Origin of the sequence: Desulfovibrio psychrotolerans (genome assembly GCF_013340305.1) — a bacterium.
In the GTDB taxonomy this organism is placed as follows: Bacteria; Desulfobacterota; Desulfovibrionia; order Desulfovibrionales; family Desulfovibrionaceae; genus Halodesulfovibrio; species Halodesulfovibrio psychrotolerans.
On record NZ_BLVP01000001.1, the window covers coordinates 322,823 to 334,769 of the forward strand.

Annotated in this window: 12 protein-coding genes; 7 read left to right on the top strand and 5 right to left on the bottom strand. The window is 59.4% G+C overall.

The genetic code is table 11. The features are described 5' to 3' along the window. Nucleotides 1-35: 35 nt before the first annotated feature. The 7 genes from HUV26_RS01450 (at nt 36) to HUV26_RS01480 (ending at nt 8,425) form a co-directional block, all read left to right on the top strand. Nucleotides 36-1,301: a phenylacetate--CoA ligase family protein gene (locus tag HUV26_RS01450; protein ID WP_174408315.1), complete on the top strand. Its 1,266-nt coding sequence runs from the start codon at nt 36-38 to the stop codon at nt 1,299-1,301. Between the two features lie 8 nt (nt 1,302-1,309). Then, nucleotides 1,310-2,767 (top strand): sigma-54-dependent transcriptional regulator, encoded by a 1,458-nt coding sequence (locus HUV26_RS01455; protein WP_174408316.1) that lies wholly within the window; start codon nt 1,310-1,312, stop codon nt 2,765-2,767. A 10-nt stretch (nt 2,768-2,777) separates the two neighbouring features. Further along, nucleotides 2,778-4,382 carry a PAS domain-containing sensor histidine kinase gene (locus HUV26_RS01460; protein WP_174408317.1) on the top strand — a complete coding sequence of 535 codons (1,605 nt, stop codon included), beginning with the start codon at nt 2,778-2,780 and terminating at the stop codon, nt 4,380-4,382. Nucleotides 4,383-4,703: 321 nt separating this feature from the next. Further along, complete coding sequence (locus tag HUV26_RS01465) at nt 4,704-4,865, top strand: hypothetical protein (RefSeq protein WP_174408318.1); 162 nt, start codon at nt 4,704-4,706, stop codon at nt 4,863-4,865. A gap of 22 nt (nt 4,866-4,887) precedes the next feature. After that, a complete protein-coding gene (locus tag HUV26_RS01470) occupies nt 4,888-6,984 on the top strand; it encodes a molybdopterin-dependent oxidoreductase (protein ID WP_174408319.1) in 2,097 nt (698 codons plus the stop codon). Between the two features lie 18 nt (nt 6,985-7,002). After that, nucleotides 7,003-7,455, top strand: a complete 453-nt coding sequence (locus HUV26_RS01475; RefSeq protein ID WP_174408320.1) for a 4Fe-4S dicluster domain-containing protein — start codon at nt 7,003-7,005, stop codon at nt 7,453-7,455. 247 nt (nt 7,456-7,702) lie between these two features. Continuing rightward, complete coding sequence (locus HUV26_RS01480) at nt 7,703-8,425, top strand: SIMPL domain-containing protein (RefSeq protein WP_174408321.1); 723 nt, start codon at nt 7,703-7,705, stop codon at nt 8,423-8,425. 136 nt (nt 8,426-8,561) lie between these two features. On the opposite strand, the gene HUV26_RS01485 is transcribed toward HUV26_RS01480, so the two are convergent. From HUV26_RS01485 to HUV26_RS01500, 5 genes are all read right to left on the bottom strand, one after another. Continuing rightward, nucleotides 8,562-9,125: a DUF2589 domain-containing protein gene (locus HUV26_RS01485; protein ID WP_174408322.1), complete on the bottom strand. Its 564-nt coding sequence runs from the start codon at nt 9,123-9,125 to the stop codon at nt 8,562-8,564. Nucleotides 9,126-9,148: 23 nt separating this feature from the next. After that, nucleotides 9,149-9,427: a hypothetical protein gene (locus HUV26_RS01490; protein ID WP_205245097.1), complete on the bottom strand. Its 279-nt coding sequence runs from the start codon at nt 9,425-9,427 to the stop codon at nt 9,149-9,151. Between the two features lie 145 nt (nt 9,428-9,572). Beyond that, a complete protein-coding gene (locus tag HUV26_RS16900; RefSeq protein WP_205245098.1) occupies nt 9,573-9,764 on the bottom strand; it encodes a DUF2589 domain-containing protein in 192 nt (63 codons plus the stop codon). Next, nucleotides 9,761-10,153, bottom strand: a complete 393-nt coding sequence (locus HUV26_RS16905; RefSeq protein ID WP_205245099.1) for a DUF2589 domain-containing protein — start codon at nt 10,151-10,153, stop codon at nt 9,761-9,763. The genes HUV26_RS16900 and HUV26_RS16905 overlap by 4 nt, the downstream gene beginning before the upstream one ends. An 866-nt stretch (nt 10,154-11,019) precedes the next feature. Further along, nucleotides 11,020-11,739 carry a cyclase family protein gene (locus HUV26_RS01500; protein WP_174408323.1) on the bottom strand — a complete coding sequence of 240 codons (720 nt, stop codon included), beginning with the start codon at nt 11,737-11,739 and terminating at the stop codon, nt 11,020-11,022. Between the last annotated feature and the right edge of the window lie 208 nt (nt 11,740-11,947).

Below are 11,947 nucleotides of genomic sequence, written 5' to 3' on the forward strand. Positions count from 1 at the left end.
AAGAATCAGGACACCAATCCCCAGCCGGAGGAAGCATGAACGCCACGCAGGAACTCTATCATCAGCAAGAGGCGGAATCTCCCGAGCAACGCGCCGAACGGCAGTGGACCTCTGTCCGGGCTGTGCTGGACAAGGCCGTTTCCTTTGAAGGCGAATGCCGCTCCCGCCTCGCCGCAGCAGGCATACAGGCCAGCGACATCCGCTCGCTGGAAGATTTTTCCGCCATCCCGGTGCTGCGCAAAAAGGATATTTCCTCCCTGCAACGCGAGAAGGGGCTGGAATGGTTTCTTTCCTGCCAGCCGGGCAGACTTTCGCGCATCTACCAGTCCCCCGGCCCGCTCTACGACCCGGAAGGCAACGCGCCGGACTACTGGGGCTGGACAGAAGCCTTTTACGCAGCGGGTTTCCGCGCGGGAGACCTCGCCCAGATGACCTTCAGTTACCACCTCACCCCTGCGGGCCTCATGCTGGAAGAGCCCCTGCGCACGCTCGGCTGCGCGGTCATTCCTGCCGGTCCCGGCAACTCCGCCGTGCAGTTGCAGCTCATGACGGAGCTTCCCGTCACCGCCTTCGTGGGCATGACCAGCTTTCTGAAATCACTGGGCGAAAACGCGCTGGGCAAGGGCCTTGATCCTGCCGCAAACCTGCGCCTTCGCGTCGGCTTCGTGGCTGCGGAACGCCTGCCGGAAAGCCTGCGTACAGAGGTGCAGAACATGTTCGGCATGACCATACGCCAAGGCTACGGCACGGCAGACGTGGGCTGCATCGCCTACGAATGCCCGCACCTCGGCGGCATGCACCTGTCCACCCGCTGCCTTGTGGAGATATGCGACCCCGCCACGGGACGCCCCGTTTCCCCCGGCGAGATGGGCGAGGTGGTGGTCACACCTTTCACGCTAGACTATCCTCTGGTCCGCCTCGCCACGGGCGACCTTTCCCGGCTTAGCACCGCTCCCTGCGCCTGCGGACGCACCGCCCCCAAGCTGCAGGGCATCCTCGGCCGCGTGGACGATACCGCCAAGGTGCGCGGCCAGTTCATCTACCCCGCGCAGGTGGCGCAGGTTATGGCAGGCTTCCCGCAGATACGGCGGCATCAGGTGCATATCGGCAACGCGGGCGGCAAAGACTCCCTCTCCCTGCGCATTCAGGTGGAAGGTGCCCCCGGCACAGTAGACCCAGCGGAAGTGGGCGCGGCGTTTCAGGCTGCCCTCAAGCTGCGCCCTGCGGTCACCGTGCTCCCCCCCGGCGAGACTCTGCCGGAAAACGCCCCGCCTCTTGTGGATGAGCGCAAATACGATTAGAGAAGCCCATGACCAGATTCCCCACCTACCCCGTCCTGCTCGTGGATGATGAAGAGACTTGGCTCCGCTCGTTCTCGCTTGCCCTCAAATCGCAGGGCATAGACAACATCATCTGCTGTCAGGACAGCCGGAAGGTTCCGGAAATTCTGGCGGAAACGGAAATAGAGGTCATCGCGGCAGACCTTGCCATGCCCGGCATTCCCGGCGATGAACTCATCGACATGGTCACTGCCCGCTATCCGGACATCCCCGTGCTGGTCATCACCGGCCTCAGTCAGGTAGAAACGGCGGTCAGGTGCATCAAGCGCGGAGCCTTCGACTTCTTCGTCAAAACCAACGACAAGAGCAGCCTTGTCTCCGGCATCCGCCACGCCATCCAGATACGCGAACTCAAACGCGAAAACAGCAGCCTGCGCTCACGGTTCCTGCACGATACGCTGGAACATCCGGAGGCCTTCGAATCCATTGTCACCTGCTCCAAGACCATGCGCTCCGTCTTCCAGTACATAGAGGCCATAGCCCCCAGCAGCCAGCCCGTTCTCATCACCGGCGAATCGGGCGTGGGCAAGGAGCTGGTCGCTCAGGCCATACACAGGCTGAGCGGCAGGCAGGGGGAATTCATCCCTGTCAACGTGGCGGGGCTGGACGACAACATTTTCGCAGACACCCTGTTCGGACACCGCAAAGGGGCCTTCACCGGCGCGGACAAGGCCCGTCCGGGACTGGTGGAAAACGCCCGCGGCGGCACACTGTTTCTGGACGAAATAGGCGATCTGGCTCCCGCCTCGCAGGTCAAGCTGCTCCGGCTGGTACAGGAACGCGAATACCTGCCCATAGGCTCAGATGTAACGCGCAAGACCGATGCGCGCATCATCGCGGCAACCAATGCGGAACCGGAAGCCCTCAACGACCCGGACCGCTTCCGTTCAGACCTCTACTACCGGCTGCGCGCGCACCATGTACACCTCCCCCCCCTGCGTGACCGGCGCGAAGACCTGCCCCTGCTGGTAGATCACTTCCTGCGCAAGGGGTGCGGCAACCGCAAAAAGCCCGCCCTGCCCCCGGCCCTGTTGCCCATGCTCGCCGCCTACCCCTTTCCCGGCAACGTGCGGGAACTGCAGTTCCTCATACTGGACGCCCTGAGCTGTTCCGGTTCCGATATGCTGGATATGGAACGCATCAGCACCCATATCGGCAAACATCCCTCCGCAGGTCTCATCCCGCATGCTGTCCATCCGCCGCACAAGGAAGAAACCCCGGAATCCGTATCCCCGGCCCTGCCCGCAACGGAAACAGGCAACGGGCACATCCTTTTCGGGCCGGAACTGCCCACCCTCAGGCACGCCTGTGATGCGCTGGTAAGCGAGGCCATGCGCCGCACAGGCGGCAATCAGGCCCTTGCGGCAACCCTGCTGGGCATTTCCCGTCAGGCTCTCAACAAACGCCTGCACAAGGCCAGAGACTGAAGAGGCGTGCATGACAGGAGATGACCTGCTCACCCGGCTGCGAGAAGCAGAGCGCAAAAACCGCCTCCTCGCCCGTGAACTGGACGACCTGCGCACGCTGGTAGATACGCCGCGCAACGTCATGCTCTTTTCCTTTGACCTCAACTACAACTATATCGCCTTCAATCAGGCCCACCGCGAATTCGTCAAGCATAACTGGAATCTGGACATCCACCCCGGCATGCACGTGTTCGACATCCTGCCGGACCCGGAAGAGCGGGCCGCCTCGCGGCGTAATTTCGACAGGGTTCTCGCCGGAGAATCCTACATCCTGCGCCGCAGATACCGCAAACCCAAGGGAGAAACCGGCTTCTACCAGAATACCTACGTCCCCATCCTCAAGGGCGGCGAGATTCTGGGAGCCACCGTCTTCGCCCACGACATCACCGAATGGAGCGAACGCGAAGAAGAAGGCAAAAAATACCGGGCCATCTTCGAAAAAGCGCTGGAAGGCATCTACCGCTCCACGGCAGGCGGCCGTTTTCTTGAGGCAAACCGCGAGATGGCCCGCATTCTGGGCTACACCTCGCCGGAAGACCTCATGGCCTCCATCACCAACATAAGCCAGCAGCTTTACTGCGACCCTGCCGACAGGGAACGGGTCTTTTCCATCCTGCGCCGCGACGGAGTGGTCAAAGACTTCGAAACCCGCATGCGCCGCAAGGACCACAGCGAAATCTGGGTGGAATTCAACGCCCGCATAGAGAAAGACGCCAACAACCGAACCGTGTTCATAGAAGGCAAACTCACAGATATCACCGCCCGCAAACAGGCGGAGCGCAAGGCGGAACTGCGACGGCAGAAGATGATTCAGGCAGACAAAATGGCCTCTCTGGGCGTGCTGGTGGCGGGGGTGGCGCACGAGATAAACAACCCCAACAGCTTCCTCACCCTGAACCTGCCCCTGCTCCGCGATGTCTGGACAGACGCCCTGACCCTGCTGGACGAATACGGCAAGGAGCACGGAGACTTCGTGCTCGGCGGTCTGGAATTTTCCGAACTGCGCCAGCAGATGCCCCTGCTTCTGCAAGGCATGGAGGAAGGTTCCGCCCGCATTAAAGAAATCGTCTCCCGCCTCAAAGACTACTCCCGCCAGCGCCCGGAAGGGGAGCGTGAAACAACAGATCTGAATAATGTGGCGGCAGGCGCACTATCCTTTGTTCGGCACAAACTCAAAAATGCGGCACCGGGATACATCATCCGCCTCGCACCGGAACCCGTGCTGGTAGAGGCAGACCCCCAGCGGCTGATTCAGGTGCTCATCAACCTGCTCGTCAACGCCTGCGAGGCGCTTCCTCCATCGGGCGGTCACATCACCCTGCACGTCCTCACCCGCTGGGGCGAAGACGCGGCATGGGCAGGGGTAGAGGTTGCCGACAACGGCTGCGGCATAGACTCTATGGACCTCAAATACATTCAGGACCCATTCTTCACCACCAAGCGCGAACAGGGCGGCACTGGTCTGGGGCTTTCCATCTCCACCGCCATCATGCACGACCACGGCGGCAGGCTGGAGTTCGATACCGCCCCCGATAAGGGCACCACGGCACGCATGCTGCTGCCTCTGTCCGCATAAGTGCCCTGCATTTTCTCCGCTTGTCCGGCAACGCCACGCCCCCCCTTTGGCGCGCCGCCCCACAAGACTCACCGTATTTGGCTAGAATATATGAAATACTGCTAAGGACTGATCGTCCAACCAACAGCTTGAGCCATTTTTCACAAATTTTCCCATCTGTTGCACATATGCTATATAATAGAAAATGCAGTGTTCTTGCCGTACCTCTATGCAACATGCAGGCATCCCTAAAGGTATCCCGCATGTATCCATAGCCACAGCTCAGGCCGGTCTGATCCGATCTGGTCAGAACTGGTCCGGACTGGTCCGAACTGATCCGGTATGGCACTGAACAAAGAGACCAAACAAGGCATCGCGGCGCGGAACAATACGAACACATTGCCCGCTCCGGCAACCCCGCAGGCCGCCAGTTCCGGCACCGATGCCAATGTAACGTCCGGCAAAACCATTTTCTGCCCTTCAACGATGGTAACTTTTTTATAGCCTTTCTGTCTCAGGAGGAAGCATGGCAGCAGAAGAATCCGTATACAGCGTCTGTGGAATGTGCAGCGTGCGTTGCCCCATTCTGGTGGAAAAACGCAACGGCGAAGCCTCATGGATCATGGGCAACCCTCATTCTCCCCTCAAAGGCGGACTTTGCGCCCGCGGCGCGGCAGGCATTGCCCTTGAGCGCGATACGGAACGCCCCGCCACACCGCTTATCCGCGTGGGCGAACGGGGCGAAGGCAAATGGCGCGAGGCAAGCTGGGAAGAGGCGCTGGACTATGTTGCCGACCGCCTGAAGGAAATTACCGCCATGCACGGAGCGCGCAGCGTCCTGTGGTCAGACCGCGGCGGCCCCTTCGTGGACCTGCATCAGGCGTTCATGCGCGGTCTCGGCTCCCCCAACTATTGCAATCACGATGCCTCATGCGCCCGCAACGTGCAGCATGCCGCCCTTTCCGTGCTCGGCATGGGCCGCAAACTCGTGGCATACGATTTCCGCAACGCCAAGCACATCATCCTGCAAACCCGCAATATTCTGGAAGCCATTAACGTGGCGGAATGTAATGCGGTCATGGACGCACTGGACAAGGGCTGCAAGCTCTCGGTCATAGACATCCGCTCCTCCGTCAGCGCGAGCAAGGCAAGCAACTTCTTCATGGTACGCCCCGGCACGGACTATGCGTTCAACCTTGCCATCATCCATGAACTCATCACAAAGAAGCTCTACCAGGCCGACTACGTGGCAAAATACGTAGACGGCTTCGATGCCCTGTCCGCCTTCGTCCAGCCCTGCACTCCCGAATGGGCGGAAAAAGAAACAGGCATTCCCGCAGAACGCATCACCGCCTTTGCGCAGGAACTGGCGGAATCCGCCCCCAACGTCATCTGGCATCCCGGCTGGATGGTGGCCCGCTACAACGATTCCTTCAACGTTTGCCGCACCGCTTACATCATCAACGCCCTGCTCGGTTCCGTGGGCGTAAAGGGCGGCCTGCCTCTGGTAAACACCCCCAAGGATGTGGGCCGCAAGGGACTCAAAAAACTGGTGGACCTCTTCCCCAAGCCGGAAGAAAAACGTGCAGACGGCGTAGGCTGGAAGCATCCCCAGTTTGATGCCGGTCCCGGCCTTGTAAACCTCGCCTATGACGCCATTGCCACCGGCGATCCCTATCCCGTCAAGGCATACCTATGTTTCCGGCACGACCCGCTTATGGCCATGCCCGACCCGGAAGCCCTGAAGCGCAAATGGGAAGCACTGGACCTGTTGGTAAGCGTTACCTTCAGCTGGTCCGATACGGCATGGCATTCCGATGTGGTGCTCCCCCTTTCCACCTACCTTTCCCGCGAGAGCATCATCGCCTCCAAGGCCGGTCTCAAGCCTCAGTTCTTCGTGCGCAAGCGCGCCATGCAGCCACTGCTGAACACCCGTGCAGACTGGGAAATCCTGTGCGGGCTGGCCGCACGCCTCAGCGATGTGAATCCGGAAATGAAAAAACTGGCCTTCACGTCCATCGAGGATATCTGGAACTACCAGTTGCAGGATACGGGCGTAAGCGTGGCAGACTTCGCCGCCAAGGGCTTTGTGGAACTGGCGGACGCCCCGCTCTACCGCGAGGTGGAAGCCTACCCCACCCCCTCCGGCAAGCTGGAAATGATAAGCGGCAAATGGTCCAAGGCCAATATAGACACCCTCAAGCCCTACACGTCTCCTGCCCGGCCCGCCCCCGGCGAGTTCCGCATAGCCTTCGGGCGCGTGGGCGTGCACACGCAGGGGCACACCGTAAACAACCCCCTGCTGCATGAGCAGATGCCTGAAAACGTAGCCTGGATGCACACATCCCGTGCCGAAGAACTGGGCATAGCAGACGGCGACATGGTCGAGGTGGCCTCCGCAGGCAAATCCGCCGGACGCATGAAGGCCTTTGTGACCGAATGTATCCACCCGGAAGCCCTGTTTATGGTACACGGATTCGGGCACAGGCTGCCCGTGGAATCCCGCGCCATCGGCAGGGGCGTAGCCGATCATGAACTCATGCCCGGCGGCCTTGAAGTATGGGACCGTTCAGGCGGAGGCCTTTCGCTTCAGGAACATTTCGTCACCGTCCGCAAGGCATAGCCGAGTCAGGAGAGCACCATGAGCAAGTACAGACTGAAATTGGACAAGAACCGCTGCATCCACTGCAAGGCATGCGAAGTACACTGCAAATCCAAGAACAACACCCCGCTCGGTATCAAGCTGGGGGTGCACACCTCTTCCCTACCGGTCATGAAAGACGGCGTGCCGTTCATAAAAGCGTCCTACCAGTGCTGCTATCACTGTGAGGAACCCGCCTGCGTGGACGTATGCCCCACCGAAGCCATGAAGCGGCGTGAATCAGACGGCATTGTCTACGTGGTTCAGGAAGAATGCATTGGCTGCGAGGCCTGCATAGAAGCCTGCCCGTGGCATATCCCCGTGTTCAACGCGGCAACCAACACCGTCCTCAAGTGCGACTTCTGCATGGACCGCGTGGATAAGGGGCTCAAGCCCGCCTGTGTCACAGCGTGCACCACGCACGCCCTGTCCTTCGGAGAAAAGCAGAAATAGCGCTCCCCACTCCGCTCAATAGGCGCTGTAAAGCGCTGGTCCCTGTCATACACTCACCCCCGCGCCGGTAATGCCGGTGCGGGGGTTTTCCCGTCTGATCTCCCCTGCTCACTTGCTCCCCTGCTCCTTTGGGGCAACCAACATGCACAGTCAGGCCGCAAACCGCATCCGCCGCTTTCAACCTGAACCGCATTCTGATAGACTGTTCCCCATAGCCCCTTGCGGGCACATGCCTAAAGGAGAATCCATGAACGAGCAAAAATGCCAGTCCTCGGCCCTCGTGCTTTCTGCCCTTGCCCTCGCCGTGGCCATTGTTGCGGCAAGCGTCATTCTGGGAAAAGCCGTCGGAGAGTTCAAAGCCTACGACCGCTACGTCTCGGTCAAAGGCCTTGCGGAACAGGAATTCCCCGCAGACAGCGTGATCTGGCCTATCAGCTTCACCGTTACCGCCAACGAACTGCCGGTCCTGCAACAGAAGATTGAAGAATCGGAGCTGCGCATTCAGGCATTTCTGGCGCAGCACCAATTGGAGGCAGCCGACAAGACCCGCTCCACGCCCCGCATAACAGACCATTATGCCTACGGGGCCAACCCGGACCAGCGCCCGCCCCACCGGTATTCCGCAGAGGCGGTGCTCACCGTCCGCTCCGACCGCATACAGGCTGTTAAGGCCGCCATGGCAGCCTCCGGCGGCCTTCTCGCGCAGGGCGTCATGCTGGTCTATTCCTATGACTTTCAGCCCCGGTTCGACTTCACCAGACTGAACGAGGTAAAACCGGAGATGATAGCCGCCGCCACGCGCAATGCGCGCGAAGCCGCCAACCAGTTTGCCGCCGATTCAGGCAGCACGGTGGGCAGCATCCGCACGGCACGGCAGGGAGTGTTCACCATAGACCAGCGCGACCCTTACTCGCCCGAGATAAAGGTTGTCCGCGTGGTGACAAGCGTGGATTTCTTTCTGGAAAAATAACGGCTATACTGGGCGGGCCGGAATCCGGCCCGCAATCCGATCACAACCGGGCCACAATCGGGCCAGCAGTCCGATCACAACCGGGCCGCAGCTCAACCACAGTCCGGGCCACCGTCCGGGCCAGCCCCCGCCCAACCTACAGAGGCAGCATCCTGATAATATGGTCGCCTATGCGGGCAACGGTTTCCGGCGGGTCTCCGTTCTTGAAGGTAATCTCAATATCAGCCATGGCGGCAGGGTTCTTGCCCTGCATATCCATGACCGGGGCACCCCGGTGCCTGTCTTCACTCTCCGCCACAGGCATCTGGATAACAGGGACCGCATCACGCCCCAGCCCAGTAATGGCCCGGACCATGGTTTTAAAATCAAACCCCTTCTTGGTCTCCTTAGCTTCCTCAAAACCAGTCAGCGATGCCTTAAAGTTGATACGCACCGTATCAATAACCAGCGATGAAGGCGGGGTAAGGGCTATCAGCGGCAATTCAACGGCCCTGTACCGCACCTCCCCGCTCTCCACAAAGGGTAGCTGCACCACAGTAACCTTGGGCCTGCCCTTTTCCAGGTCATCATACGTTGCGTTTTCGTCATCAAAATTGAAATAACGCAGCAGCACGCGCATGTGCTGCTGCTCCGATATCTGCTGCGCCCTGACCACAGAATTGTGCATGGCACGCAACATGTCGTCCAGTTTGATAGCCACGGCTCATCCTCCCTGCCCCTGTCCTATTCGTCCCATGACGGCTTGCGAGGAAATCCCACATGATACGTCGTCGCCTGCATCACCACCTGATGCTCCCCCACGGAATACACACCAAAGCTTACGTCCCGGCCGATAATCCGTCCCCGGGGCACCTCGTTGAGGCATCTGTTAAGCTCACTTACCTGACGATCCCTCTCGGCATCGGTGGCCTGAAGATTGGGATTCGTCGACCCCACGGTAATTTTCTTGATGAACCGCACATCTTCCAAGGCAACGTCGTTGTTCATTCCCGCCCTCTGCATGCGCTGTCAGAACGCTGGTCACGCACGGCTACACATTGATGCATGAATGCTCCAGACCCATGCCGCGTGTCCTGCCTCCGGTCTTCCGTGTGGTCCGGCAGCACTGCACCCTGCCGGACCGGTGCCTTGAGCAATCCGTTCACGCCTACTGCTTGGGTTCGGCAGAAGCCAGCGGCACGGGAACCACGCTCTTGTTCATGATATCGAGCACACGGGCAAGCCCTTCGGAAGTGCCGTTATCCACGGCTGTCACCTGCACGTGGTATTTTGCGGACTTGTCCGTGGACCGCGTGTTTTCCTGATGCGTGGAAACAGAGCCGGAAACCTTGACGCTCACCTTAAAAGGACCCCATCCCACCGAACCGGAGCTTCAAACGCTCCCTGCTTGTCGGACGATTCCTTGCTCGATTCGCTACTGCGCACCTCCATATCAAAGGTAATGTCCACATTGCTCACCTTCAGGCTGGGAATGGGAACAATGGCGAGCAGCGGCGTGGAAATCTGATACTCCACCGGCTTGTTGTCCGGTCCGGGCACGCTGTAGCGGAAATCCGCAGTGCGCACTTCCTGATTAGGCTTTCCGTCGTCACCTATCTGAAATCCCACCGCCTGAATGAAATCGCTGGTTGCCTGTGCCAGCTTGAGGTTGGCGGTGCATGCTGCGGAAAGCGGGCTGCCGATAAGCTCTTCCATGGGCAAGCCCCTGAATTCATCACCCATTGCCATAACAACTCCTTGTGTTTTCGGTGAAAATCATTCTCCTGATCAGCCCGTAAACTCCAATCCGTTCTCCGGCGGAGATGACTGATTCGACCGATACGATCCCGCCCTGACATTCCACATGCCGCCGAGCGTTGTTCCCAGCCATCGTTCAATGCGCGTTATAAGCGTTGCATCATGCACATGCGTGTTGCATCTCCAATACACCCGCACCATCACGCCGCTTACGCTATTCTGAAAATTTTCAATACAATAGGCCATTTTTTCTCCTCTGGTATGCAGTATGGCGATCCTTTAAGGGCATTCGCAGGGCTTCTGGGAGCGATCATAAAACGTATAGCCGATATATGTTATTATATACTGACCACAGCACGTTTGGAAAGATTAAAGAATCGTTTCAAGAAAGCGGCCCATTACAGGGCTGACCAAGACTGGTTGAAAAATGTTAACCAGTTAGGCGGGCAGGATTGAAAGGGAAAATCTATTGGCAGGAAGACAGCCGACATACGCCAAGCATAACACGGCTGGCCCGACAGGCCCGACAGGCACGACGGGCACGACGGGCACAGCTGGTATAATGGAATTGACTGGAAAGTCAGGCGAAATAGGCTGAGAGGGCAAAGGGGGATTGCATAGCAGAGCAATAGATCATGCCTCACGGCAGACAACGCTGCGGGCACGGAACAAAATACAGAACAGGGTACAGAGCAGGGTGCGAAACGGCCATACTTTCAGGCAGATGGGAACAGACGGCAGGTATTCACAGCGGCTTCCTTTTGCACAGGGCGTTCACTCAGCGGACTCCGAAGGTCCGCTTACGCTCCCGTACGCCCTCCAAACACCGCCCTCCTCCAGCCCGCCATAGCACCGTATTACGGAACAAAAACAGTCACGCTGACAGGACACCCCGTCCCGCCTTCCAGACGCAGCCCGCCGATAACAGCCGTGGCTCCTGTGGCGGGAAGCACGTTCAGACCGGCAAGACATTCCAGCACCAATCCGCCCGCCGCCAGCACGGTGCGGTTCACGGCATAGCCATCATCCGCCGGACTATCCACGCCGTGCGTGTCTATGCCCACCCCGGCAGCGCCCCGCCCATGCATGAGCAGCTCTGCCGTCTCCTGCGCAAAGGCGGGAAAGCACATCACACCCTTCCCCTCCTGTTCCCGGCACAGTCCGAGGAACTGCCGGGGCTGCGCCCACAACACATCCCATCCTGTATGCACACAGAACAGCGTTCCCGGCTGTACGAGCCCGTTACGCCCTTCCCAGCCCGCCAGATGTTCCGGCAAAAACAGGGCACGGGCATCCCGTGCCGCATGTTCCGAAAAGTCAGCCACGGCAATGGGCAGCACGGGCGGCTCGTGCAGCACCTGCGCTATATCGGGTCCGGTGGGGAAAAAGGTATTCGGCGCATTGCAATGCGTGCCCCCATGCTCGCTCATGGAAAAAGCACGCAGGGCAAACCCGTGCTCTGCAATATCAGCGCAGGGCATAAACCGCGTAGCCGGATCCCCCGGCCACAGAGGCATTCCCTCATAAACAGGGTGGGAACAATCCACAATGCGACTATAGGTTATGCAGTGCTTCATAACTGGCTCACAGGTTTTGAAAAATAGTAATAAACAACGGGCAAACGAAAAGGCGCCATTCTCAGCCTGTACAACGTTCACCTGCCGTTTCCCGCCCGAAAGGCCACTCGCCAGATCCCGCCACTCACCAGATCACTCGCCAGATCATTCAGCAGATCGGTCGGCAAGCCATTCGGCGGCCACGTGTCCGTTCAGTGCGCCCGCCCCT

Coding starts and splice junctions, on each gene's coding strand:
- HUV26_RS01450 (WP_174408315.1), top strand. CDS start 36: ATGAACGCCACGCAGGAACTCTATCATCAGCAAGAGGCGGAATCTCCC.
- HUV26_RS01455 (WP_174408316.1), top strand. CDS start 1,310: ATGACCAGATTCCCCACCTACCCCGTCCTGCTCGTGGATGATGAAGAG.
- HUV26_RS01460 (WP_174408317.1), top strand. CDS start 2,778: ATGACAGGAGATGACCTGCTCACCCGGCTGCGAGAAGCAGAGCGCAAA.
- HUV26_RS01465 (WP_174408318.1), top strand. CDS start 4,704: ATGGCACTGAACAAAGAGACCAAACAAGGCATCGCGGCGCGGAACAAT.
- HUV26_RS01470 (WP_174408319.1), top strand. CDS start 4,888: ATGGCAGCAGAAGAATCCGTATACAGCGTCTGTGGAATGTGCAGCGTG.
- HUV26_RS01475 (WP_174408320.1), top strand. CDS start 7,003: ATGAGCAAGTACAGACTGAAATTGGACAAGAACCGCTGCATCCACTGC.
- HUV26_RS01480 (WP_174408321.1), top strand. CDS start 7,703: ATGAACGAGCAAAAATGCCAGTCCTCGGCCCTCGTGCTTTCTGCCCTT.
- HUV26_RS01490 (WP_205245097.1), bottom strand. CDS start 9,427: ATGCAGAGGGCGGGAATGAACAACGACGTTGCCTTGGAAGATGTGCGG.
- HUV26_RS16905 (WP_205245099.1), bottom strand. CDS start 10,153: ATGGCAATGGGTGATGAATTCAGGGGCTTGCCCATGGAAGAGCTTATC.
- HUV26_RS01500 (WP_174408323.1), bottom strand. CDS start 11,739: ATGAAGCACTGCATAACCTATAGTCGCATTGTGGATTGTTCCCACCCT.